Genomic DNA, 23,758 nt, shown 5'->3' with positions numbered 1-23,758 from the left:
ACGGGGGAGGGATAAGGCCAAGCGAATGAACCAGCCTTCCGCCTCGTCCTGCCTTAATAACGGCCATGTTCTGGTGGTCGATGACGACACCGACATCCGCGAGCTGATGATCGGCCAGCTTGAGCGCGAGGGCTTTGCGGTGCGCGCCGCAGGCAGCGTGACCGAGACGCTTGCCGCGCTGGGCAAGGAGCCGGCCGATGTGGTGGTGCTGGACCTCAACCTGCCCGACGGCGACGGGCTGAGCCTGTGCCGCGACCTGCGTTCGCGCGGCTATACCGATGCCATCATCATGGTCACCGCGCGCGATGGCGCAATCGACCGCGTGCTGGGGCTGGAGCTGGGCGCCGACGACTATCTGACCAAGCCTTTCGAGCCGCGCGAGCTGTTGGCCCGCGTGCGCAACCTTATCCGCCGGGTGGGCGGCCACGGCGGCGGGGGCGACAATGGCGCGCAGGGGGAGCTTCGCCCGCGCAATGCCCGTTTCGCCCAGTTGGGGCCGTGGAAGCTGGACCTGCTGCTGCGCCGTCTGGTGACGCGCGACGGGCGGCTGGTGATGCTCTCCTCGGCGGAATATCGCCTGCTCTCGCGGATGATCGAGGCGCCCAATCAGGTGCTGGGGCGCGAGGCGCTCTCGCCCGAACGCAAGGCGACCGTGGCCTTCGACCGTTCGATCGACCTGCAGATCAGCCGGTTGCGTCAGAAGCTGTCCGCCGAGCCGGGCGGGGCGGATCTGATCATCACCGTGCGCAGCGAGGGCTATGTGCTGGCGGCCAATGTCACCTATGAGTGAAAGCCTGTGAGGGCATTGGCGCGCCTGTGGCGTGATTTTGCGGCCTCGCTGGCCGGGCGTATTGCGCTGTTGCTGATGCTGGGCATCGCCAGCGCCTCGATCGCCTCGCTGTTCGTGGCCGAGCATCTGCGTATTCTCGCGCTCCAGCATCTCCAGCTTGAGCGCGTGGTGGCCAGCACCGCCGACATCGCCAACCGCTTTGCCCATAACCCCCAGGTTACCCAGCGACAGCTCGACGCGCGCGAGCTGTTCGGCGTGCGCAACGCCATGCCTGCCGTCGTGCTGGGCGATGCCGACCCCCGGCTGATCGACATGCTGAAGCAGGGCATGGGCGAGCAGGCGGGCGTGACCGTCAAGCACATCACCAACTCATGCTTTGCCGAGTCCTATGTGGACCAGAACAGCATCGCCGGCGTGAAGGGCAAGATCGACATCGACTGCTGGCAGGTCGGCTTCACCGACGCGCGCGGGGTGCGGCGGCTGGTCACCATCGACCTCTTCGCGCTGCAGATCCCGCACAATGGCTCGCTCGATCCGATCTATCTGTTCCTGATCGTGATGGCCAGCGCGCTGATTTCCCTATGGGCAGCGCGGCTGACCACCGTGCCGCTGCGCCGCCTGACCCACTCTGCGCAGCGTTTCTCGCTCTCCAGCGATCCCGAGGCGATCCCGGTGACCGGTCCGGGCGAAGTGCGCGTGGCGCTGGAAACCTTCAACCTGATGCAGCAGCGCGTGCGCGACGGCTTTCGTGAGCGCACCCATATTCTGGCCGCCATCGCGCATGATCTGCAGACGCCGATCACCCGCCTGCGCCTGCGCCTTGAACAGGTGGAGGAGGGGGCGCTGCGCGAAAGGCTGGTCGCGGATCTGGCGGCGATGCAGTCGCTGGTGCGCGACGGGCTCGATCTGGCCCGCAGCACCGAAAACCGCGAGCAATGGTCGATGGTGGACATCGACTCGCTGGTCACCAGCCTGGTCGAGGATCATGCCGAAATGGGCGCGCCGGTGTTTCTGGCCGGGCATTGCGATGTGTCGGCCTGGATCAAGCCCGATGCGCTGACCCGCTGTCTGGAAAATCTGGTGAGCAATGCCATCAAATATGGCGGCGAGGCGCAGGTCAGTTGCAGCCTCAACGACCGCCATGTCGAGATTTCGGTCGCCGACAGCGGCCCCGGCATCCCGCCCGAGCGCATCGCGGAAATGTTCGAACCTTTCGTGCGTGGCGAAACCAGCCGCTCGCGCTCCACCGGCGGCACCGGCATCGGCCTCACCATCGCGCGGACCCAGGCGCGCGGCTTTGGTGCCACGCTGACCCTGGCCAACCGGCCCGGCGGAGGGCTGGTCGCGCTGCTGGCTTTCCCCATCGACGGCACCTCGGACGGGATCTGAAATCCTAGTCAATCAGGGGGTTTTGCTCGCCCTGGAGGGGGGTGATCTGACGTATGCCCAAAGCCGCGTTCAGCCTGTAGCCATCTTTCTGGAAGGGGGACCCCGGCCTCCGCCTGTTTCAAGGCAGGCATCGGGCGGGAGCGTTCAGCACATTCAGCACGCTGGCATGGGCCGGCAGAAGGGGACAAACATGGTCGTGTCACTCCAGGAAAACGCGCAGCAGGATCTGATCGATCGCGGTTTCTCGCGTCGCAACTTCGGCAAGATCGCCGCCCTGCTCGGCGCCGCCGCCGCTTCGCCCACCGCTTTCATCGGCACCGCCGAGGCCCAGCAGCAGGCCGCCCGCTCGCTCAAGGGCGGCACGATCATCGGCGCCAACGAATGCTGGACCGGCCCCTTCGCCTCGGGCGTGCAGGCCATTGCCAAATACGCCGCTTCGGGCAACCGCTATGACCCGGATGACCTCAAGGACAAGCTGATCACCACCGTCGCCTCGACCGAGGGCGTGCCTGAGTCCGTCGTCCGCATCTGGCCCGGTTCGGGTGGCCCGCTGGTCAGCATCGTGGCGGCTTTCTGCTCGCCCACCAAGGGTCTGGTCACCGTTGATCCCACCTTCGAGTCGGCCTGGCGCACGGCGGCCTATCTGGGCGCCCCGCTTGCCAAGGCTCCGCAGACGATCGGCAAGGGCGCCGATGTGAAGGCCATGCTGGCTTCGAACCCCAACGCCGGCCTCTACTACATCTGCACCCCCAACAACCCCACCGGCACGGTCACCTCGCTGGCCGACATCCAGTGGCTGCTCGACAACAAGCCCGCAGGGTCCATGGTGCTGGTTGACGAAGCCTACATCCACTTCTCGGAAGCGCCTTCCGCTCTGAAGCTCCTTGGCAACCGCAAGGACCTCATCGTGATGCGCACCTTCTCGAAGCTGTTCGGCATGGCGGGCATCCGCCTGGGCCTGACCTTCGCGGCGCCCGAAGTGCAGCAGAAGATCGCCCTCTACAACGCCGTTTCGGGCGGCATCTCGATCACCGCCATGGCCTGCGGCGCGGCGGTCTACACCGAGGCCGGCCTGATCAAGGCCCGCCGTAACGAGATGATCGCCAACCGCGAGGAAACTCTCGCCTGGCTCGGCAAGAAGGGCATCGAATATCACCCCGGCGCCGAAGCCAACATGTTCATGGTGAACTGGAAGAAGCCCGCCAAGGAAATGCAGACGGCCCTGCTGACGCAGCAGGTGCAGATCGGCCGCAACTGGCCGATCTGGCCGACGACCTCGCGTATCACGGTGGGTTCGGCTCAGGACATGGCCAACTTCCGCGCTGCCGTGGAAAAGACCTACAAGGCTTGAGAGGGCCCGGCTTGAGGGGCGTGATCTCCGACAGCCGGATGAGAGCGGGAAAGGCGTTCGGTTCTTCGGGACCGGGCGCCTTTCCTTTGTTTTAAGGGAGGTAAGAAGGAAGATGCGAGGGGATTATCCCCTCGCGCTCCCATGACGTCTTCCGGCGATGGGGCAGTGGCGCCCGATCCTTGTGCCTGACCTCTCCACCTGAGCGCCGCAGGCAGGAAGCATGGGGAATAATTGCCTGCGGCGCGGCGACCTTCCTTAAGGCCGAACCCGAAGCGCCAAGGCTGACAAAACCCGGGAGCGCGAGGGTGTAACACCCTCGCATTCACCTTTTTCTGTTACTTCGCCTGATCGAACATCCGCTTGCGCAACACCTTCAAGGCGCCGTCCATCTCGCGGATATCCTCCACCGACATGCCCAGCCCTTTAAACACCTCACCCGGAATGCACGCCGCTTGCTGAGCCAGATCGCGGCCCTGATCGGTGAGCGACACACGCACCACGCGCTCATCCTTGCTGTCGCGGCGGCGGCTGAGGTGCCCGGCGGCTTCCATCCGCTTGATCAGCGGTGTCAGCGTCGAGGATTCCAGAAACAGTTGCTCGCCGATCTCGCTGACGGTCTGCCCGTCCTTGTCGCGCAGCAGCACCAGCAGCAGATATTGCAGATAGGTCAGCCCCAGCCTGTCGAGCAGGGGTTTGTAAAAGCGGTTCATCGCCAGCCCGGTCGAGTAGATCGAGAAGCAGATGAAATCATCCAGCGCTCCGGCGGCGACAGGGGTACTCTTGTTGTCCATCCTCGCAATATAATCGAGTGCGATTGAATTGCAAGGCGGAGGTTGCCGGGCGCCATGGTCGTTTCGGCGCGATATCGCCATGATTACGCGCATGGAGATGGTGGCATTTCCATGCCGGGCCTATTAGAGCCGCTGCGTCAGCCCTTGCGATGGAGTGTACCCGATGAGTGCGATTGCCGATCTCTCCGCAGCCATGGCCCATTGCCCGCTGGTGGCGATCCTGCGCGGTGTGCGCCCCGAAGAGGTGGAAGCCGTGGGCGAGCAACTGGTCGAGGCAGGTTTCAGCATGATCGAGGTGCCGCTCAACTCGCCCGATCCCTATGAGTCGATTGGCCGTCTGGCGCGGCGTTTCGGTCCTCAGGTGCTGATCGGCGCGGGCACGGTGCTGACGCGGCGCCAGGTGGCGCATGTGCATGAGGCCGGTGGGCGCCTGATCGTCTCGCCCAATGTCGATACCGATGTGATCGCGGCCAGTGTCGAGGCGGGCATGGTCAGCCTGCCGGGCTTCTTCACCGCCAGCGAGGCTTTTGCCGCGCTCGATGCCGGGGCGACCGGCTTGAAGCTGTTTCCGGCGGAGGGCGTGGGCCCGTCCTATATCAAGGCCTTGCGCGCGGTTCTTCCCATCGATACTCCTCTTCTCGCGGTTGGCGGCGTGGCGGTGGACAACATCTCCGACTGGTTCGCGGCGGGCGCTGATGGCGCGGGGCTTGGCTCGGCGCTCTATCGTCCGGGGCGCAGCGCAGGCGATGTCGGCGCGATTGCCCGTGCTTTTGTCGCCGCGTCGCGTGAGGCGCGGGGGCTGGTTGTTGAAACCACGCCCCAGGCCTGACACCGGACTGCCGGTTGGCGGCTTTTCCGCGATGGCGCGTCCTGCGTCCTCGTTCCTGATCTGATGTCTCAAGGAGTTTCCCATGCCCAGCACCTCGTCCAACACTTGGGCCGAAGGCCGCATCGCGCTGGTGACCGGCGCCACCTCGGGCTTCGGCCAGGCCATGGCGCGGCGCGTGCTGGGCGCGGGCGGGCGGGTGATCGCCACCGGGCGCCGGGTGGAGCGGCTGGAGGCCCTGAAAGCCGAGGGTGGCGATCGCCTGCTGGCCGTGCCGCTCGACCTGCGTGAGGCCGATGCGGGCCACAAGCTGATCGCCGCTCTTCCGCAAGCGTTTCAGGCCATCGACATCCTGTTCAACAATGCCGGTCTCGCGCTGGGGCTGGAGCCCGCGCAGCGCGCCGATCTGGCCGAATGGGAGACGATGATCGAGACCAACATCACTGGTCTGGTGCGCATCGCCCATGCGGTGCTGCCCGGCATGGTGGAGCGCGGGCGCGGCGACGTCATCAACCTCAGCTCGGTGGCGGCCAATTATCCCTATCCGGGTGGCAATGTTTACGGCGCCACCAAGGCCTTTGTGCGCCAGTTCTCGCTCAATCTGCGCGCCGATCTGCTGGGGACGCCGATCCGCGTCACCTCGCTGGAGCCGGGGGCCTGCGAGACCGAGTTTTCGCAGGTGCGCTTCCGTGGCGACGATGGCGCGGCGGCCAAGGTCTATGAGAACATGAAGCCGCTCTCTGCCGAGGATGTGGTCGATACAGCCGAGGCGGTGCTGCGCCTGCCCGCGCATCTCAACGTCAACACCATCGAGATCATGCCGGTGCAGCAGGCGTTTGGCCCCTTCGCCATCTCGCGCAGCGGCGCCTGATCGCGCAAGGCCAGCGGGCGGTATTCGCCCCATGGCGGCCGGTGTGATGCTATGGCAGGGGTGATCCGGGGCGCGCCTGGGGATGGCGCGCCTGCGGATGCGACAGGATAGAGTGGTGGCAACGGTTCTGCGTGGAGGTCGGCTGGTTCAGCATCCGGGTGACGGCATGGTCGCTCTGGCCTCGCCGACGCTGGTCGAGCAGGCCTATGACCATCTGCTGGCGATGATCCTGACCACCACCATCGCACCGGGCGAACGTGTCGCCATCGACCGCGTCGCCCGGCAACTGGCCATGTCGCAGACCCCCATCCGCGAGGCGTTGAGCCAGCTGGAGGCCGAAAGGCTGGTCTTCAAGCGGCCCAATGTCGGCTATCGCGCCTGCCCGGAGATGGGTGGCGTCGAACTGCGCGATGCCTTCGCGCTGCGCCTGCTGGTCGAGCCCCATGCCGCCGCCGAGGCCGCGCGCAACATGGGCGAGGGCGCGCGGGCCGGGCTGGGCGCGACGCTGCGCGAGATGGAAAGCGCGGCGCTCGACCCGCAGGGCAAGGCGCGCTTTGCCGAGGCGCTGGCCGCGATGCAGCGGCTGATCGCCATTGGCAGTGGCAATGCGCTGCTGGTCGGGACGATGCTTTCGCTCCATCGCCGCCTACGTATTTTGCATGTCCGGCGAGGGCCCGACGACCAGCGCGAGACGGCGGGTGAAATGGGCGCCGTGATCCATGCGCTGGTGGCGCGCGACCAGGCGCGGGCGAGCACGCTGCTGCGCGACCATTTGACTGCCGCCCACGCCCGGCTGGAGCACGCCGTGCGGCTTGGTTAATCCTCATCCGGCGGCAGAGGTTCGTCGGGTAACGTTATGAAACACATGGTGAAACAGGTGCCATGCGGCCCGCTGTCGCAGGCGATGGCGGCGCTGTGGCGGTCCATCACGGTTTTCACAAAGGCCAGACCCAGTCCGGCGCTGCGTTTCTCTTTGCCGCCGCCCGCGACGAAGCGGCCGAACAGGTTTCGCCGCACATGTTCGGCCATACCTTCACCCTGATCGCGGATCGAGACTTCGGCCTCTTCCGGTCCGGGGCCGGGCGCAATGGCACAGGTGATCGTGGTGCCCGCGGGGCTGTATTTGATGGCATTGTCGATCAGATTGGTGAAGGCGCGCAGCAGCATCTGGGGCTCGGCCACCAGGAAGACCGGCTCCTCAGTGCCTTCCAGCGCGATGGTCAGGCCCTTTTCGCGGGCCAGCGGCAGCAGATCGTCGGCGGCCTCGATCAGCATGTCGGCCAGCATGATCTCGACCGGCTCGAAAGGCGCGGCCTGAGCGCGCGCCAGTTGCACGAAACCATCGGCCAGGCTCATGGTGCGCCGCGCATGTCGGGCGATGCGGCTGGCCATATCGCGCGGCAGGTCGGCGCCCTGCGGCCCCTCGACCATGGTGATGATCGAGGCCTGGGGCGAGCGCATGTCGTGGCTCAGCAGTTGCAGCACCTCCTCGCGGGTGCGCTCGGCCTCGCGGATGGTGGTGATGTCGACGAGGCGCAGAATCCAGCCGCTGTGCTGGCCATTGGCGTGTTCCAGCGGCGCGCGGGCGATGACGACACGGCGCCCGTCGCCGGTGGTGATCTCATCCTCATGGCGCTCGGCGGTGATGGTGGCGAGGATGTCCTCGACGCGGTAGCCCACCATCTTGCCGCCCATCATGGCGATGGCGGCGGCATTGGCCAGCGTCACCCGCTCGTCGATGCCGGTGACCAGCACGGCATCGGGCAGATGCTCGATCGTGTCGCTGGCGAAGCGGCGGATGTCGCGGATGCGGTCGATGGCGCTGGCGAGTTGCGCGGTCTGCGCCTCGATCACATCGCTGGGCAGGGGGCGGGCGCGGCGCGGCACGGCCAGATCCTTTTCCGCCGCGAAACGGGCGATTTCGACATCGACATAATCGCTGATCGCCTGCAGTCGCCGCCAGCCCCACAGGGGATAGGCCAGCAGCAGCCCGGCCAGCATGGCGCCCGGCGGCATCCACCAGCCCGCCAGCAGCAGCGCCGCCACCGATCCGCCCAGCACCAGCAGGATCGCCCCGAGCGAGCAGCGCAGCGCCATGGCGGGCGTCCAGCGCCAGAAGCCCAGCATCAGCGCCAGCACCGGCAGCACGCTGAGCAGCGCCATCCAGACGGGCGGCACTTCGTGGATCATGCGGCCTGCCAGCAAGGCGCTGAGCAGATGGGCCTGAAGCTCGACGCCGGGCATGGCGGCGCCGCCGGGCAGGGGGGTGGGGTAGCGGTCGCCGATGCCCGTGGCGGTGGCGCCCACCAGCACGATCTTGCCGCGCAGGAAGGCGTCCGGCACTTCGCCGGCCAGCACCGAGGCGAAGGGTACGGTGGGAAAGGCGCCGGTCTGGCTGGCATAGGGCAGCAGCGTCGGCGCGCCACCATCGGCGAAGGCGGGCGAGGCATGGCCGGTGGTCTGGCGATAGGCCAGCTCCATCAGATGCGGCACCGGAGCGCTGACGCCCGCGCTTTCGCTCAGGGCGATATGGCGGATCAGCCCGTCGGCATCGGCGGCCAGATTGACATGGCCGATCCGCGCATGCGCCGCGACCTGAGGGATCGGCGCCACGGCATCGACTGAAGCGCCATTGCTGCCGGGCGCCTGAAACAGCATCGGCGCGATGGTCGCAGGGGCATGGGCGATCGCTTCGCCCAGCGCGGCGTCATCGGGCGTGGGCTCGATAAACAGCACGTCATAGGCGATCAGCGCGGCGCCGGCATGGCTCAGACGCTCGATCAGCTTGGCATGCAGGTCGCGCCGCCATGGCCAGGCGCCCAGCCGTTTCAGGCTGTCATCGTCCATCGCCACGATCTCGATGCGCGGATCGGGGGCAGGCGCGCGCCAGCGGATCAGCCGGTCATAGATCTGATTGTCGAGCCGCTGCGTGCCATGAGTCCATGCCAGCGCCGCCGCGATTCCGGCGGCAAAGCACAGGATGATGCTCCATTCCAGCAGCAGGCGGCGATAGGGGCGTTTCAGCTTAGCGGCCCATTTCGATCTTCACGTCGCGCCATGGCGTCCACAGATCGTCCTTGTGGTCAGGCGCGATGGCGCCGACCCGCCAGCGGTAGGGGCCGGGCGGCAGATCGTCCAGCCGCAGGGCGCGGCCATGCAGATCGTCCTCGTCCAGCGTGATCCGGCCATGCTTGCCGATGGGCGTGACCTGTACGCGGAAATGCGCGGCGGGATCGCCCGAGTAGTTCCATGTCACCCGCCATGAACGGGCGTTGAGCCGAGCCAGATCGGCATCGAAGGCATGGGCCTGTCGCTGAAAATCCTGCGTGGCGGGCAGGCCTTCAAAGCCGGTGGCGGAAATGGCGGTTGCCCGCGCGAACCACGCGCCCTCGGGCAAGGCGGCGAAGCGGGCCTCGGGCGTGGCGGAGGTGGTTTCCGCGACGATATCGTGGAAAGCGGCATCGCGCGCGATCTGCAAATGATAGGAGGCCGCGCCCGGCACCGGAGCGAGGGAGAAACGCAGGTCATGCCCGGCCTGCAGGCGGTTGCTTTCGGCCAGAGCAGGCGCTGGCAGCAGCGTTTCGGTGTGGATGCCTCCGCCCGGCGCCACGGCGGCGCCCTCGCCGATCGGGATGGCCTGCGGATGGGTGGAGCCCGGCGCGCCCACGGCCACCGTGCCGCCCAGCACCTCGGTCAGGGAAGGGCCGTCTCCGTAATTGACGCGGAACACCGTGCCGCGCACCGCCGAAACGGCGATGGGGGTGCGTACCTCGTAATGGCTGGCCGGGCCCACCTGCTTGGCGACGGTGGTTTCCAGCCGTCCGCGCTCGACGCTGAACTGCTGGTCCAGCGTGCCGGTCAGCAGGATGCGGCGCATGCGCGAGAGGCGCATCACGCTTTGCGAGGGCATGGTCACCGTCGAACCATCGGCGGCGCGCAGGCTGAGGAAGGAGCCCGCGCCGGTCTCGATCCGCGTGCCCTCGTTCAGCACGGCGCCCTGCGTGGCGGCATGGCGGTCCTCGCCAAGGCGCACATCGCCGCGAAAGCTGATGATGCTGGCGGTGGCCGGGGCGCCGCGCAGCAGGGCCACCGGGATGCGCAGGTCGATATCGGGCTGGAGATGCTCCGGGATCGGCACATGGTTGAGCTGCTGGACCACGCGATAATCCTCGACCCGGTTGAAATAACGGCGGGCCAGATCGATCAGCGTGTCGTGGAGCTTGGTGTGATAGGTGGCTTCGGTGGGCGGAGCAGGGGCGTCGGCCCACGCCTTTGGCGCCAGAAAACCCTGTGGAGCCAGAAAACCCAGGCAGCTCAGGCCGATGGCGATCCCCGGCCTCATGCGGGGCATGCGCCGGGCCTGATGGTGCTTGGTCATTCGTCCTCCGCGCAGGCCTCCAGCCGGTAGCCATAGCTCACGATGGTCTGCAAGCGGAAGTTGCCGCCGGTCGCAAGTTTGAGCTTTGCCCGAATATGGGACACATGGACATCAAGCGTGCGCGTGGGCAGGCCCGCCACGCTGTTCCACACCGTATCGAGCAGATAGCCGCGCGACAGGGGGCGGTTGAGGTTCTGGAAGAACAGCAGCGCCAGCGAGAATTCCTTGGCCGTCAGCCGCTCGGACGCGCCGTCGTAATGGACGGTGCTTTCCAGCCGGTCGAAGCGGTAATTGCCGAAATCGATGTGGCGCTGGGGCGCGGCGCGCTGCCCGCTGCGGCGCAGAACCGCGTCGATGCGGGCGGAAATGACAGCGGCGGTCTCGGGCTTGACGATGAAGTCATCCGCGCCCTGGCTGAGGGTGCGGGCGATGTCGGTCTTGTTGTACTGGCTGGTCAGCATGATGACCGGCGGTGGCACCTCAAGGTTCTGCTGCATCCATGCCAAAACCTCGGGCCCGGTCATGCGCGGCATGTGCCAGTCGAGGATCACGAGGTCGAAGGTTTCACGCTGCAACTGGGTTACGATCGATTGCCCGTCACCGAAGACGACACAGCTATGCCCGTCATTTCCCGTAATGGCCTTAATGAAATCGACGAAAGTGACATCGTCGTCGGCAATTGCGATACGCATGAGACCCCTTCATGTGAGGCACGTGATGCCCCTGCCCGTATCCCTCGCCAGATATACCTTGTTGTGACTTGGCAGAAGCGCAAAGGTGAGAGAATTTACAATCCTTTACAAGAGCGGCCATGGCCACCTTGTTAAGCTGCGCGATGGTGATAACCCTGGTTGAGGCTTAAGCATCTGGAAAGAGGGTTATTAAGCCATATTGACAAGATTTTTGTTAGCGGTTTCAAGGCAGGGTAAGCCGGAATTTCCCGGAAAAGATGTGACGTATATGGTTAACATGGCCTGAGGTGGCTGATGCATGGAACCCATGGCTTTTCATGGCTTTCCTTGCCCTGTTCGAAAGCAATTGGTGACGAAATCATGCGCGCAACATTGCGAGCAAGCGTCAGCGGGCGCGGCTGACCCATGTGCCAAAAAGAGACAGGGCCGTCGCCAGGCCGGTTCGCATGGAACGGCTTTGGCAACGACCCTGTCTTCGATGTGGGGCTGTCTGGCGGCGCTCAGTTCAGATACAGGTGGCGCAGGCGAGCCAGATCGGTTGGCGCCAGCCCCAGTTCGTCACGCAGATAGCCTGACGCACCGTCCTTGTGACTGTCCACCACCGCCAGCGCGGCCTCGATATAGCGGCGGTCGGCGATCATGAAGGGATGGGCGATCGCGGGCGGCAATTGCGCCAGAAAACTGCCCGAGGCCTGGCTGGCGGCCATGGCGCCGTCGATATGCAGCGTCTGGTTGGTCAGCAGATAGTCCTCGATCACCGTGGCGCGCGGCGCGTCCAGCGCCGTCAGCAGCAGGGCGGCGGCAATTCCGGTGCGATCCTTGCCCGCCGAGCAGTTGAAGGCCAGCGGCGCATGGCCCGCCAGCAACTCGGCGAACATGCGGCGATATTGCCCGTTGAACTGGGTCAGCATGCGCGGATAGCTGGCGGTCATCGCGGCGCTGGTCTGCTCCGCCGTCCAGCCTGAGGGTTTGCCCGGAGGCATCAGCCCGGCCATGTCGAGCGCATAATCGTCCGCCAGCACGCGCGGCGCGGCGGCGGCTGGCCATGCGACCGGCTCGGCGGCGCGTTCCTTGCTGTCACGGAAATCGCAGACGACGCGGATGCCGCGTGCTTCCAGCGCGGTATAGTCCGCGGGCGTCAGCCCATGCATCGATCCCGACCGGAAGAGCTTGCCCCATACCACATGGCGCCCACCCGCTGCCGGATATCCGCCCAGATCGCGGAAATTGCGCCCGCCCTGCAAGGGAATGACGCGGCTGTGCTGCAACCTTGCCACATGGCGCGTCGCCGCAGCGGCGGGGGAGGGCATGGCCCCCCACCCGCCAGCCATGGCAACGGCCAGCATGGCGACCTTGATGGTCCTTTTCATCATGACTGTCCTTTCAGGCATCCTGTCCTTCGGGATCAGAACTTGATGTTGGCTTCCAGACCATAGGTGCGCGCTTCGTTGAAGAAGCCGTTGGTGCCCACCGTGCTGCTGAAGGCCTTGTAGAACATATGCTGCTCGTTCAGCAGGTTGCGGGCCCAGCCCGCCACGGTCAGCTTGGCGCCGCCCGCGCCCAGATCGATATCGGCAAAGGCGATGCGGCCATTGACGATAAAGGCGCTGTCGCCCTTGGGCTGATAGACGTTTCCGGCAGCGCCGGGGCCGGTGTAAACCGGGTCGGTGTAGCCCTGATAGAAGCCATTGTCGTAATTGGCGTCGAAATGGCCGCGCAGCGTGAAGCCATTGGCCGGAACCTCATAGGTGATCGAGGCGCTGGCCGAATTGGTCGGCGTGTAGACCGCATAGATCGGGATCGGCAGCGTGTTGATCGTGCCGTTCGACTGGCGGAAGGGGTTGGCGGTGTTGGGGATCTTCACGCTGGTATGGGCATAGCTGCCGGTCAGCGTCAGGCCGGTGATGGGGATCAGCGTGAGTTCCGCTTCCACGCCCTTCAGGCGGCCAGTGCCGGGCGCGTTGTAGGTTTCGGTGGTGGTGCGGGTGCCGGTGGTGATCAGATTGCCGTTGGCGTCGAACTGCTGATAGGTCGCCTGGAAATCGAGCTGAATGTCCTTGTAGCTGCCGGTATAGGCGGCCACGTTCAGCCGCGCATGGCGGTTGAGGAACTCGGTTTTGGCGCCGATTTCAAACATCGAGACGGTCTCGGGGTTGAAGGGCGCATAGGTCAGCGAGCGCGAGTTGGCGCCGCCCGACTTGTAGCCGGTGCTCCACTTGCCATAGACATGCATATCGCGGGTGATGTCCCAGGCCAGATTGACCATCGGATCGACGCGCGACCAGGCGGCGTTGAGCTGCTGGGGGGCGGTGATGCCGTTCACCGTGGGCGTGGCGCCGTTGATGATGAAGAGCTGGCCGACCTTCTTGTCGCGCGTGAAGCGCAGGCCGCCGGTCAGATGCAGGCTGTCATTGAGGAGGGGCGGCGTATAGGTCGCCTGACCGAAGGCGCCGACGCTGGATGAGGTAACATGGCTGGCGCGGTCGATTGAGACCGTGTTCATGTCATAGGTCTTGATGATATAGGCGCTGCCCGCCGCATCGGTGAACTGGTTGGTGTAGAAGGCCTGGGCGTTGTCCTGCACCTTTTCCTGATAGAACAGGGCACCGGCCACGAATTTCAGATGCGGCACCTCGCCGATCAGCTGCAGCTCCTGGCTGACCTGGTTCTGGCGGAACTGCGCCAGCGAATAGCGCGAGAAATTGGCGTTGGTGAAGTTGCTGGCGGTGCCGATCACCATCGTCGTCGCGGCCGAGCCATTGTCATACTGCGACTGGTTAAGATCGCGGTAGGAGGAGATCGACTTCACCGTGATCTTGGGGGCAATCTCCCAGTCCAGCGTCAGGCGATGGCCCCAGGTCTTGCCGATGCTGAGCTGCTGGGGTACGCCGACATTGGCGGTATCGGCGCGGACGGGTTGGATGGTGCCCAGCGTGGCCAGCTTCACCGAGGTGGCGGTCGGCGGCGTGGTCAACTGCAGATAGAGCGGGGTGGAGGCATCGTAGGAGATGTCGAAGGCATAGTCGGCGGTAAAATTGGGGGCCGCGCGCCACAGCGTCTCGGCATGCAGGCCGCGCTTGTTGTAATAGTTGAAGCCATACTGGCCCTGCAGCGGGTTCTTCACCATGGCGTCGCGATGGGCGACCACGCCGTCGATCTTGACGGCGATGTCGTGCCAGGCGGGCAGGTCGAGGTGGACTTCGCCCTTGTAGGAGCCGTAATTGCCGAAACCGGCGGTCATGTTGGCCTTGAACTGGCCGCTGGGCTTCTTGGTGGTGATGTTGACCGCGCCGCCCTCGGTGTTGCGGCCGAACAGCGTTCCCTGCGGGCCTTTCAGAACCTCGATGTTCTCGACGTCATAGATCGCGGTGCCCAGACCCTGGGCGCGGCCCATGTAGACGCCGTCGATGTAGATGCCCACGCCCTGGTCGCGGGCGGGCTGGTTGGAGTCCGACAGCACGCCGATGCCGCGGATGTTCATCACCAGCGCCGAGTTGCGCGAATAGAAGGGCGCGACCTTGAGCGAGGGGATCGAGCCGTCGCCCAGATCGAGGAGCGAGGTGACATGGCGGTTGGTGATATCCTGCGACCCCAGCACGGAAATGGCGATCGGCGTGGTCTGCAGGCTCTGCGGGCGTTTTTCGGCGGTGACGACGATGTCGGTCAGTTGCTCGGTGTCGGCGGTCGGATCAACGGCAGGCGCTTCGGCGGGAACGGGGGCTGCGGCAAAGGCCGGCGCCGACAGCGCGCAAAGCGAGGCGCCGGCCAGCCACAGGCTGGCACGAAGCATGGAAGTCTTGATCATGGAATGTCCCCTGTATGAATCTCAGGGGCGGCCTTGGCTGGGCTTAATGACGCGTTTACGACATTTATTTGGATACTATTACAAAGAGATAGTTCTGGCAGGATTCATATATAATTTTTACGGTAAGGACTTGCCACGGGGCTTTCCTGCCGCGCTGAACAAGCCCTGTCCTGTCCGGCGCAGGAGAGTAGCTGCCGACGCCTTTGTGGGCAATGCTGCAAGTTGCACTGGTCCCAGGCCCCATGCCCGTGCCATGCAGGGGGCAATGATGGAGCATGGAATGGCCGTAATCGACACGCCTTTGCCTGATGAGGCCAGGACCGGCCACGCGGCTCGCCCCCGTTGGCGCCGCTGGTTGGGATTGCTTTATGTGCAGGTGCTGCTGGGCATGGTGACAGGGGCGGTGATCGGCTTTGTCGCGCCCGATCTTGGCGTGCAGTTGAAACCGCTGGGCGACACCTTCGTGCGGCTGATCAAGATGATGATCGGCCTGATCGTCTTTTGCACCATCGTCTCGGGCGTGGGCGGATCGCAGGATCTGAAAGCCGCGGGGCGCACCGGCGCGCTGGCACTGCTCTATTTCGAGGTGGTGTCGCTGGTCGCGCTGCTGGCGGGGCTGGCGATGGTCCATCTGCTCAAGCCCGGCGTGGGCTTCGGGGCCGATCCGGCGCATCTCGATACGCATGCGGTGGCGGCCTACACCAGCGGCGCGGCCAAGGCCAATGACGGGCTGGTCAGCTTCCTGACCGGCATGGTGCCCGACAGCGTGGTGGGCGCCTTCGCCAATGGCGAGATCCTGCAGGTGGTGCTGATCTCGGTGCTGTTCGGCGCGGTGCTGGCCCAGATCGGCGAGCGCGGCGCGCCGCTGCGCAGCCTGATCGACAGTTGCAACGGCGTGGTCTTCGGGGTCATCAACCTGATCATGCGGCTGGCCCCCTTCGGCGCTGGCGGCGCGATGGCCTATACGGTCGGCAAATTCGGCCTGAGCGCGCTGGGCAAGCTGGCTGGTCTGGTGGGCACGTTCTATGCGGCCGGCGGCATTTTCGTGCTGGGCTTTCTGGGGCTGGTGATGGCCGCCTCGGGCCTGTCGATCCTGAAATTGCTCAATTACATCAAGGCCGAACTGCTGATTACGCTGGGCGCCAGCTCCTCCGACGCGGCGCTGCCGGGGCTGATGGAAAAGATGGAGCATCTGGGCCTGTCGCGCCAGCATGTCGGACTGGTGGTGCCCTCGGGCTATGTGTTCAACACCGATGGCACGGCGATCTATATGGCCACCACGGCGATCTTCATCGCTCAGGCTTTGGGCATCAACCTCACCTGGCAGCAGGAGGCGCAGATGCTGGCCGTGGCCATGGTCACCTCGAAGGGCGCGGGCGGTGTGTCGGGTGCGGGCTTTATCGGCCTGCTGGCCACGCTGGCGGTGGTGCCGGCCATTCCTCCGGCCGGCATGGCGCTGGTGCTGGGTGTCGACCGCTTCATGAGCGAGGCGCGCGCGCTGGTGAACATGATCGGCAATGCGGTGGCCTGCGTCGTGCTGGGCCGCTGGCTAGGCGATCTCGACCGTGATCGTGCGATGCGTGTGCTCTCGGGCGATAAGGAGCTGAGCTTCGAGGCTGCCGGAAACCGGGAATAAGCCTGGGATTTGGGCCGAAGCGTGCGGCTGCCTCTTGGCCGTGGGCAGAGTGGCTCCTAGGCTTGATCCCTTGCCCCTTGCGGGCGAATCGGATCAGGCGAAGGATCAGGACACGATGAAGCGGATTGCTCTTGCCGTGCTGGCGACGCTGGCGCTGGCAGCGCCGGTGGAAGCGCGGCACAGCCATCATGGGAAAGCGGCGGCCAGCCAGACGGCAAAGCATGGCGGCAAATATGGTGCCAGGGCGAAAAAGGCCCGCGCCGCCAAGGTCGGCCGGACCAGCATGCGCCGCAGCCATCACGCGCGTGTGGCGGTGAAGCAGCGTGCAGCCCGTGGCTCGCATTATGGAGCCTCGCGCTATGGCAGTCAGGCGGGCACATCGCATCGTCAAGCCTATGACCGCCAGCAGGCGAAGCTGCACGGGGGCAAGCATGCCAGCCGCCATCGTCACAGCTATGGTTCGGCGAAATATGGCACGGCGAAGTATGGTAAGTCGAAGTATGGCAAGGCTAAGTATGGCAAGGCGAAGTATGGCTCGGTGAAGGCGACGTCGCGCCATGCCTCGCGCCGTTATGGGCATGCCGCCTACACCACGCGCCATCATCGCACGCGTTACCATGCCGCCAGCCGTCATCACGCCTATCGTTACAAGGCGCGCCATCACAGCACGCGCTATCGTGGCGCTAGCCATCGCGCTTACGGGCAGGGCGCCTCGCATGCCATGCCGACCTATCGCACCCCGCATTACGATGCACCGGCCGACAGCGGCGGTCAGAGTGGTGGTTCGTTCAACAGTGCCTTCAAGGACATCCGCCCCAACGGCGCCAGCCAGTAAGGCTGACCCAACCGGCTCCCTTCACGACCGTGAGGCGGTGAAGGGAGCAGGCGGATGCATCTGGCTGGCCGGTACCGGCCGCCCATAAAGATAGCCCTGGAACCGCGTGCAGCCTGCCATCACCAGCAGGCTGTGCTGCCTTTCGGTCTCGACCCCCTCGGCGATCACCTCCAGATCCATGGCGCGGCCCAGGCGGATGATCGCATTGATCAGCTTGCGGTTGTCGATGTCGCCGGCATCCAGATTGCGCACGAAGCTGCGGTCGATCTTGATCTTGTCGATGGCAAAGCGCTGCAGCGAGGACAGGCTGGAATAGCCCGTGCCGAAATCGTCGAGCGCGATGCAAAAGCCCTCCTGAGCCAGCACATCGATGCTGTCGCGCGTGGCGCCGTCCTTGCCCAGCATGGCGGTTTCGGTGATCTCGATCTGATATTGCGCCGGGTCGATGCCATATTCGGCCACCAGCCGCGTCACCATCGCCATGAAGGCAGGGGTACGCAGTTGCACCGCCGAGACATTGATCCCCACCGGAGCCCCCCGCCACAAGGCGGTTTCGCGAAACACGGTGCGGAAGGTGAACTCGCCCAGCTCGGGCATCATGCCCGCGTCCTCGGCCAGCGGGACGAAGACGGTGGGAGCAATGGGGCCGCGCTCGGGATGATCCCAGCGCATCAGTGCTTCCATCCCCACCATACGGCGCTTTTCATCGACCTGCGGCTGATACACCATGCGCAACTGCCCCAGCCTGATGGCATCGCGCAGATCCTGCTCCATCCGGCGGCGCATGCGCAGGGCGGCATCCATCTCCGGCTCGAAGAAGGTGGCGCGGTTGCGGCCCCGCTCCTTGGACTGATAAAGTGCCAGATCGGCCTGACGCAGCATTTCCGCCGCGTTGGCGTCCGTGTCATGGATCAGCGCGATGCCGATCGAGCAGGCGATGGTGGTGGTGCCCGCCTCCAGCAGGAAGGGTTCGCTCAGCACGTCGAGGATGCGCTCGGCCAGCAGCATGGCGGTGGTGGCATCGGCTTGCGGCTGCAGAATGGTGAATTCATCGCCGCCCATGCGCGCCACCGTATCGGTCTCGCGGCACAGGGCGACAATGCGGGTGGCGACGGCGCGGATCAGCTCGTCCCCCGCCGGATGGCCCAGCGTGTCATTGACCTCCTTGAAGCGGTCGAGATCGAGGCAATGCAGCGCGATGCCCACCGGCATGTCGCGGGCGATGGTCTGCCAATTGCCCAGCCTTTCGAGCAGCAGCGTGCGGTTGGGCAAGCCGGTCAGCGCGTCATGTAGCGCCAGATGGCGGGCGCGCGCCTCGCTGGCGATCAGATGGCGCGCGATGTTGGCGGATTGGCGCAGCAGGCACATCACCACCACCACGATGAGGGCCCCGGCCAGTGTCAGCGGCCAGCGCAACCGGTCGAACACCAGAGCGGCGGGGCTTTGCGGCTTCCAGCTCAGCGCGCCCAGCACATGGCCGTTTGCATCGGCCAGCGGCATCAGCAGGTAATGGAGGCGTGGCGTCAGTTGCCGGGTGATCGTCAGATCCTCGGCCATGCGATGCAGGGCGAAGCGGCTGAGCATCTCCTCATCGATGGGAATGCCGGTGACGATTGCGGGGCCGGTGCCCGTCAAGGTGACGGTGACCAGATAGAGCTGGCCTTCGCTCATCGCGATGGTGTTGCGCAGGACGGTGTCGGCCGCCTTTGGCCGGTCGGCCCGTGCCGCGCGCAGGCCGGGCAGCACGTCGGCGACGGCATGGGTGAAGGAGGCATAGGTCGACAGGCCCGCGCGCTGTCCGGAGACGGCAGCATAGAGGGGGCGATCCTCTCCATCCAGCACGAAGAGTCGCTCCACCTCATGATCCTGGGCCAGCGGCTGGGTCAGATTGCGGTCGATCCAGCCGGGATCGGGGGTGCCTGCCAGATGGCGCGCGGTGTCGGCCGAACCGGTGATCGGCGCGAGGGCGCGGGCGGTGTTGACGATGCGGGCATGGTAATTGTGCCGCGCGACATTGAACTGGGTTTCGAAGGCCACCGTGTTGAACTGGCTGACGACATAGGCCACCGTCACCAGCAGCACCGCCAGCCCGGCCAGAGCGATAGCGGCCAGGGCGCGAAACCGCTCGGCCTGCCGGGAATCCTCTTCGAAACCGCCGGGGCTGGTCATCCTCGCAGTCTTGCGCAAGGCAGCCCTGGCGTCGGGTGGTAACATGCGGCGTTCGTCCAGTTCATCAGATCCAAGGACATAGCCCCGCGCCTCTTTATCAAAGGCCTGTCCGGCGACACGCATTGGCAACAGGGGATGCCGAGCGGAACGGAAAGGAAGACTGACACAGGGTTGTCGAAGGCTTTGGGGTTTGTGCTTAGCTGTTGAGGGTTCAGGGTCAGGAATCGGGCGGCGGGAAGGGCTGGAAGCAGCTTCGCGCCCGTTCCAGCAAGATGTTGCGCATTGGGCTCCAGGCGGGCAACGCCAGCACGCCGGGCAACAGGACCATCGCCGCGCGCAGGATGGCGGATGGGTGGATCATCAGCGTGGAACAGTCCGCCACCGTCCCGGCGGGGCTTTCGCAAGCGCTGGAAAGGGCAAAGGACAGGTCCACAGCGATCTCCTGCAAAGCGGGATCATGGTGATGGAGCATGCCGTTTCAAGTCAAACAAAGCCCTCCGTCCGCGCTCTGTAAAAGCGCGGAGTTGTGGGCGGTGTGGGCCATTTGGGGCGATGATGTGAAAGGGTTTTGCGGCCAATATCCCTCGCCCCTCAAGCGAGTGCCAGTCGCCCCCGCTGCCGCAGGCGTCGCCAGAGCGTCGCGGCGATGCCGATCAGCTTGGCCTCTCCCCCTTCCGGGCAGCCGGAACCATGCCACAGGCCGGTCAGCGTCAGAGCGTAAAGCCCCATGCCTGCCCCGCTGCAAAAGGCGATCCCCAAGGCCAGAGCCCAGGGCGCCAGATCGCTGAGCCAGGGCCGGATAAGGATCAGCGCCAAAGCCATGGCGGCAGCCGCAGCGGCGGGACGGATGACGGCGCTCAACACCTGCATGGGTGGCAGACCGATCAGCGCGCGCAGCACCATCAAGGCGTTGCTCAGCGCCACGACCGCCACCACACCGCGCACCGCCACCGCGCCGTTCAATCCACCAAGCCAGACGGCCAGCAAGGTCAGTGGAATGCGGACCAGAAATTCGACAAGACTGAGGCGCAGGCTGGCCTCCGGCTTGCCCACGGCCATGGCCAGCGCGCTGAGCGGATTGTAGACGGTGAAGAGCAGCAGCACCGGCGCCAGCATTTGCAGGCAGGGCGCTACCCCCAGCCAGCGTACCCCCAGCACCAGCCGCACGATCGGTTCAGCCAGAATGGAGATGATCGTGACCACCGGAGCGACCATGGCAAAGACACAGCAGGTGAGCGACAGATAGCTGGCGACCAGCGCCTCGCGGTCGTCCTTTTTCTGCGACAGGGCGGGCAGGAAGGTGCGCATCGTCGGTTTGAGCAGTGCCTGATCGGGCAGGGCGGCCAGATCGCTCGCCATGCTGAACAGGCCCAGAGCGCCGCGTGGAATGAAGGGGCCAAGGATCAGCCGGTCGGCCTGCCAGTTGAGCGCGCTGAACAGTTGCGCCGCCGAGGTCCAACTGAGGAAATGCGCGAAGGTGCGCCAATCCGCCAGCCGCAAGCCGGGGCGCATCGGCGCCCAGAGATAAGAAACCACCGCCAGAAACAGCGGCGATGCCACCGAAGCCGTCGCAATGGCCCAATAGGAATGGGTGATCAGCGCCATCCCCGCCGCCAGCAGCAGGGCCAGCACCTTGCCGATGATCTCGCCCGAGACATCGGGGCGGAAATCCATGTTGCGGGTGAAATGCACCATGGCCGGGCTGGTCAGGCCGCGCAGAATGGGCGCCAGCGCCAGAAAACAGATCAATGGAGCGATCCGCGCGTCACCATAGAGCGTGGCAAAAGGCCAGGCCGAGAAGGCCAGCAAGGCCCCCAGCACCAGTCCGCGCAAGGCCCCCAGCGTCAGCGCCGTATGCAGCAAAGGCTGGGTCACTTCATCGGCGCGGACCAGCACCTGCGCCACCGGAAGTTCGAAGATTGCCTCGCAGATCTGCACCAACGTCATGGCGATGGCAACCAGCCCGAAATCCTCGGGCGTGAGCAGATGGGTCAGCGCGATCAGCGTGACGAGATCGATCAGCTTGGCCCCCAGCCGCGACAGGATCAGCAGCCCGGCCCCCAGCGCGGTCCGCTGGCCCAAGCCGTTTTTTTGACCCATGCCGCTCATGCGGATCGCGATGGCAGCAGCGCCATCCGGCTGGACGCGGGGCGTGTCGCAAGTTCTGCCGCAATCTGCCTTAGAGAGATCATCAGCCTGTCGCAGGCCGCGTTCCAGCTCATGCGGCGGGCCTGTTTCAGCCCGGCGGCGGCCCATTTCTCGCGCTCTTCCGGGTTGTCGGCAAGGCGGCGGATGGCGGCGCGCCATTCCTCTGGGCGGTCCACCCCGGCACGCAGAGCGCCATCGGCGCAGACCTCGGGCAGGGCGCCGCAGGGGGCGATGATGGCGGGCGTACCGCGCAGCATTGCCTCCAGCGGAGGCAGGCCAAAGCCTTCGGTGCGCGAGGGCATGGCAAAGCACAGCGATTGCTGCATCAGTCCGGCCAGGGTCGCATCGTCGATCCGCCCGCAGAACATGGCATTGTCGGGAATGGGGTAGCCCTGCTCGGCAAAGGCGGCCGCGTGGCCGTGGCCGAACAGCACCAGCCGCAGATCGCGCATGGCCGGATCGGCAAAGGCGCGCAGCAGCACGCCGATGTTCTTGTGAACCTGAGGCGAGGCCAGCGCCAGCACATAGCGTCGCGGCGTCAAACCCAGCCGCGCCGAGGCATCGGCGGCGGCTTCGGCCATATCCGAATGGTCGGCGCCATTGTGGATGACCTCGATCTTGTCGCGCGGGGCGATACCGAAATGCTCAAGCTGGCCTGCCGAATAGTCCGAAACGGTCAGGATCCGCAGCGAGCGCCGCCCGATGATGGGCAGCATGAGCTGATAGAAATTGCGAAAGGCGAAGTCATAGGATTGCGGGCTGGAGAAGGTCTGTGCGTCATGCACCATGGTCACGGTGCGGCCGTGGACGATGGGCGACAGATTGCACAGGCTGAGCAGAAAACCGCGCCGCGCGCGGATCGGCAACTCAAGCTGTTCCCAGAACTGCCATGTGAGCAGGCTGCGGTTGTAAAGCGGGAAGGGCAGTTCGCGTGCCATGCCTTTTGCGCCGCGCGGCGCCAGAATGATGGGCGGGGCGCCGAACAGCCGCGTCAACTCCTCCTTGTGCTTGCCCAGTTGGGTCAGCAGTTCGAAGGCCACGCGTGAGACGCCGGTGCCCTTGGTGGACAGAAATTTGCCGTTGATGATCAGCATCCGATTATCCTCGATAAGGCGATGATCATGGCCGCTTGGCGTGCCTAGAGTTCCAGCACGCGCTGGGGGGTGATGCGCCCGCAGAAGAAGTCGCCCAGTGCCAGCCAGTTACCCTTGGCGCGGCCGATCCGGTCGATCCAGGGTTCGGCGAAAAAGGCGCGGGCATGGTTGGCCATCATGTTGAAAACCATGCGCTTGAGCCCATAGCGCGCGGGCATGCTGCCCTTGCGGATCAGATAGAGCATGTTCGACACTTGCGAATAGCCGAGCCGGCATTCATTGACCCGCCCGCGCCGGCTGCCCAGATGCACGCCGACAAAGGCATTGGTGCCGCGCAGCGGGCCGTGCCGCTCGATCCGGCGGGCGAAATCGACATCCTCCTGCCAGCCATAGAGCGGCAGGTTTTCGTCGAACCACTCACCCTCGATGGCGGAGCGGCGAAAGACCATGTTGCAACCATAAAGGCCGACGATGGCGCGGGTGGAGAGGTCGATGTCGGGCGGCGCGTCGCGGTCATGCGCGGCGATCATCGCCAGACCATTTTCCACGCTGATGCCGCAGGAGTTGATGCCGTCGGCCAACAGACGTCCGCTTGCCCCCACCACGCCGGGTGAGGCTTCGAAGAAGGCCTGCACTCCCGCAAGGCATTGCGAGGATGGCACATAATCATCGTCGAAAAAGGCGACGAGATCGATGTCGGCTGGCAGGGCCCGCAGCGCCGCATTGCGTTGGGCGCACAGGCCGGGGGTGGAGATGCAGACCATTGGTCCGTCTCCCTCCGCAAGGTGTTTGGGCAGGTCGGCTTCCCCGGTCACGGCCCAGAGCAGCAGGTCCGGCTGGCGGCTTTGGCGTTGCATATGGGCGACCCACAGGCCCAGTTCCTCGGGGCGGCCCTTGCTGGCGATGACAACTGCAAGCTTGGTCATAGCAATCCCATGTCGAGAGGGTGAAGGGAGTGGGGGGATGGACAGGATTATGTCGGG

At 65.4% G+C, this 23,758-nt stretch carries 19 protein-coding genes; 8 read left to right on the top strand and 11 right to left on the bottom strand.

Annotation, left to right across the window (positions count from 1 at the left end):
* Positions 1-25: 25 nt before the first annotated feature.
* The 3 genes from ABDW49_RS12760 (at position 26) to ABDW49_RS12750 (ending at position 3,530) form a co-directional block, all read left to right on the top strand.
* On the top strand, positions 26-790 hold the full coding sequence (locus ABDW49_RS12760) for a response regulator transcription factor (RefSeq protein WP_343612358.1): 765 nt from the start codon (positions 26-28) through the stop codon (positions 788-790).
* Positions 791-796: 6 nt separating this feature from the next.
* Positions 797-2,179 carry an ATP-binding protein gene (locus tag ABDW49_RS12755; RefSeq protein WP_343612356.1) on the top strand — a complete coding sequence of 461 codons (1,383 nt, stop codon included), beginning with the start codon at positions 797-799 and terminating at the stop codon, positions 2,177-2,179.
* Between the two features lie 190 nt (positions 2,180-2,369).
* Positions 2,370-3,530: a pyridoxal phosphate-dependent aminotransferase gene (locus ABDW49_RS12750; RefSeq protein ID WP_343612355.1), complete on the top strand. Its 1,161-nt coding sequence runs from the start codon at positions 2,370-2,372 to the stop codon at positions 3,528-3,530.
* 335 nt (positions 3,531-3,865) lie between these two features.
* Here the strand turns inward: ABDW49_RS12750 and ABDW49_RS12745 are convergent, their stop codons facing one another.
* Positions 3,866-4,321: a MarR family transcriptional regulator gene (locus ABDW49_RS12745; RefSeq protein WP_343612354.1), complete on the bottom strand. Its 456-nt coding sequence runs from the start codon at positions 4,319-4,321 to the stop codon at positions 3,866-3,868.
* 163 nt (positions 4,322-4,484) lie between these two features.
* On the opposite strand from ABDW49_RS12745, the gene ABDW49_RS12740 reads away from it, so the two are divergent.
* The 3 genes from ABDW49_RS12740 to ABDW49_RS12730 all read left to right on the top strand — a co-directional run bounded on the left by ABDW49_RS12740 (position 4,485) and on the right by ABDW49_RS12730 (position 6,838).
* A complete protein-coding gene (locus tag ABDW49_RS12740; RefSeq protein WP_343612352.1) occupies positions 4,485-5,150 on the top strand; it encodes a 2-dehydro-3-deoxy-6-phosphogalactonate aldolase in 666 nt (221 codons plus the stop codon).
* 82 nt (positions 5,151-5,232) lie between these two features.
* Complete coding sequence (locus tag ABDW49_RS12735) at positions 5,233-6,018, top strand: SDR family NAD(P)-dependent oxidoreductase (RefSeq protein WP_343612350.1); 786 nt, start codon at positions 5,233-5,235, stop codon at positions 6,016-6,018.
* Between the two features lie 115 nt (positions 6,019-6,133).
* Positions 6,134-6,838: a GntR family transcriptional regulator gene (locus tag ABDW49_RS12730; RefSeq protein WP_343612348.1), complete on the top strand. Its 705-nt coding sequence runs from the start codon at positions 6,134-6,136 to the stop codon at positions 6,836-6,838.
* Here the strand turns inward: ABDW49_RS12730 and ABDW49_RS12725 are convergent.
* From ABDW49_RS12725 to ABDW49_RS12705, 5 genes are all read right to left on the bottom strand, one after another.
* Positions 6,835-8,979, bottom strand: a complete 2,145-nt coding sequence (locus ABDW49_RS12725) for a CHASE2 domain-containing protein (RefSeq protein ID WP_343614274.1) — start codon at positions 8,977-8,979, stop codon at positions 6,835-6,837. The two genes, ABDW49_RS12730 and ABDW49_RS12725, sit on opposite strands and share 4 nt — an antisense overlap.
* 64 nt (positions 8,980-9,043) lie before the next feature.
* Positions 9,044-10,396 carry a FecR domain-containing protein gene (locus ABDW49_RS12720; RefSeq protein WP_343612347.1) on the bottom strand — a complete coding sequence of 451 codons (1,353 nt, stop codon included), beginning with the start codon at positions 10,394-10,396 and terminating at the stop codon, positions 9,044-9,046.
* Positions 10,393-11,088 (bottom strand): response regulator transcription factor, encoded by a 696-nt coding sequence (locus ABDW49_RS12715; RefSeq protein ID WP_343612345.1) that lies wholly within the window; start codon positions 11,086-11,088, stop codon positions 10,393-10,395. Before ABDW49_RS12715 ends, ABDW49_RS12720 begins: the two co-directional genes overlap by 4 nt.
* A 500-nt stretch (positions 11,089-11,588) precedes the next feature.
* On the bottom strand, positions 11,589-12,461 hold the full coding sequence (locus ABDW49_RS12710) for a tyrosine-protein phosphatase (protein ID WP_343612343.1): 873 nt from the start codon (positions 12,459-12,461) through the stop codon (positions 11,589-11,591).
* A 32-nt stretch (positions 12,462-12,493) separates the two neighbouring features.
* Positions 12,494-14,893 (bottom strand): TonB-dependent receptor, encoded by a 2,400-nt coding sequence (locus tag ABDW49_RS12705; RefSeq protein WP_343612342.1) that lies wholly within the window; start codon positions 14,891-14,893, stop codon positions 12,494-12,496.
* Between the two features lie 280 nt (positions 14,894-15,173).
* On the opposite strand from ABDW49_RS12705, the gene dctA reads away from it, so the two are divergent.
* On the top strand, positions 15,174-16,529 hold the full coding sequence (gene dctA, locus ABDW49_RS12700) for a C4-dicarboxylate transporter DctA (protein ID WP_343612341.1): 1,356 nt from the start codon (positions 15,174-15,176) through the stop codon (positions 16,527-16,529).
* Positions 16,530-16,644: 115 nt separating this feature from the next.
* Positions 16,645-17,364 carry a hypothetical protein gene (locus ABDW49_RS12695; RefSeq protein WP_343612340.1) on the top strand — a complete coding sequence of 240 codons (720 nt, stop codon included), beginning with the start codon at positions 16,645-16,647 and terminating at the stop codon, positions 17,362-17,364.
* Between the two features lie 21 nt (positions 17,365-17,385).
* Here the strand turns inward: ABDW49_RS12695 and ABDW49_RS12690 are convergent, their stop codons facing one another.
* The 5 genes from ABDW49_RS12690 to ABDW49_RS12670 form a co-directional block, all read right to left on the bottom strand.
* Positions 17,386-19,533, bottom strand: a complete 2,148-nt coding sequence (locus ABDW49_RS12690) for an EAL domain-containing protein (RefSeq protein WP_343612339.1) — start codon at positions 19,531-19,533, stop codon at positions 17,386-17,388.
* A gap of 217 nt (positions 19,534-19,750) precedes the next feature.
* On the bottom strand, positions 19,751-20,005 hold the full coding sequence (locus ABDW49_RS12685) for a hypothetical protein (protein ID WP_343612338.1): 255 nt from the start codon (positions 20,003-20,005) through the stop codon (positions 19,751-19,753).
* A 119-nt stretch (positions 20,006-20,124) separates the two neighbouring features.
* Positions 20,125-21,633, bottom strand: coding sequence for an oligosaccharide flippase family protein (locus ABDW49_RS12680; RefSeq protein ID WP_343612337.1), 1,509 nt, complete (start codon positions 21,631-21,633; stop codon positions 20,125-20,127).
* Positions 21,634-21,638: 5 nt separating this feature from the next.
* Positions 21,639-22,775 (bottom strand): glycosyltransferase family 1 protein, encoded by a 1,137-nt coding sequence (locus ABDW49_RS12675; protein ID WP_343612336.1) that lies wholly within the window; start codon positions 22,773-22,775, stop codon positions 21,639-21,641.
* Between the two features lie 44 nt (positions 22,776-22,819).
* Positions 22,820-23,701, bottom strand: a complete 882-nt coding sequence (locus ABDW49_RS12670; protein WP_343612335.1) for a glycosyltransferase family 2 protein — start codon at positions 23,699-23,701, stop codon at positions 22,820-22,822.
* Positions 23,702-23,758: the final 57 nt, after the last annotated feature.

This window comes from Novosphingobium sp., assembly GCF_039595395.1.
GTDB lineage: Bacteria > Pseudomonadota > Alphaproteobacteria > Sphingomonadales > Sphingomonadaceae > Novosphingobium.
This window is presented reverse-complemented; position numbering and strand designations above follow the sequence as displayed.

Excerpts from the sequence above, each read along its gene's own strand:
- ABDW49_RS12760 (WP_343612358.1), top strand. The coding sequence starts at position 26 with ATGAACCAGCCTTCCGCCTCGTCCTGCCTTAATAACGGCCATGTTCTG.
- ABDW49_RS12750 (WP_343612355.1), top strand. The coding sequence starts at position 2,370 with ATGGTCGTGTCACTCCAGGAAAACGCGCAGCAGGATCTGATCGATCGC.
- ABDW49_RS12745 (WP_343612354.1), bottom strand. The coding sequence starts at position 4,321 with ATGGACAACAAGAGTACCCCTGTCGCCGCCGGAGCGCTGGATGATTTC.
- ABDW49_RS12740 (WP_343612352.1), top strand. The coding sequence starts at position 4,485 with ATGAGTGCGATTGCCGATCTCTCCGCAGCCATGGCCCATTGCCCGCTG.
- ABDW49_RS12735 (WP_343612350.1), top strand. The coding sequence starts at position 5,233 with ATGCCCAGCACCTCGTCCAACACTTGGGCCGAAGGCCGCATCGCGCTG.
- ABDW49_RS12720 (WP_343612347.1), bottom strand. The coding sequence starts at position 10,396 with ATGACCAAGCACCATCAGGCCCGGCGCATGCCCCGCATGAGGCCGGGG.
- ABDW49_RS12715 (WP_343612345.1), bottom strand. The coding sequence starts at position 11,088 with ATGCGTATCGCAATTGCCGACGACGATGTCACTTTCGTCGATTTCATT.
- ABDW49_RS12710 (WP_343612343.1), bottom strand. The coding sequence starts at position 12,461 with ATGATGAAAAGGACCATCAAGGTCGCCATGCTGGCCGTTGCCATGGCT.
- ABDW49_RS12705 (WP_343612342.1), bottom strand. The coding sequence starts at position 14,893 with ATGATCAAGACTTCCATGCTTCGTGCCAGCCTGTGGCTGGCCGGCGCC.
- dctA (WP_343612341.1), top strand. The coding sequence starts at position 15,174 with ATGGCCGTAATCGACACGCCTTTGCCTGATGAGGCCAGGACCGGCCAC.
- ABDW49_RS12695 (WP_343612340.1), top strand. The coding sequence starts at position 16,645 with ATGAAGCGGATTGCTCTTGCCGTGCTGGCGACGCTGGCGCTGGCAGCG.
- ABDW49_RS12690 (WP_343612339.1), bottom strand. The coding sequence starts at position 19,533 with ATGACCAGCCCCGGCGGTTTCGAAGAGGATTCCCGGCAGGCCGAGCGG.
- ABDW49_RS12685 (WP_343612338.1), bottom strand. The coding sequence starts at position 20,005 with ATGCTCCATCACCATGATCCCGCTTTGCAGGAGATCGCTGTGGACCTG.
- ABDW49_RS12680 (WP_343612337.1), bottom strand. The coding sequence starts at position 21,633 with ATGGGTCAAAAAAACGGCTTGGGCCAGCGGACCGCGCTGGGGGCCGGG.
- ABDW49_RS12675 (WP_343612336.1), bottom strand. The coding sequence starts at position 22,775 with ATGCTGATCATCAACGGCAAATTTCTGTCCACCAAGGGCACCGGCGTC.
- ABDW49_RS12670 (WP_343612335.1), bottom strand. The coding sequence starts at position 23,701 with ATGACCAAGCTTGCAGTTGTCATCGCCAGCAAGGGCCGCCCCGAGGAA.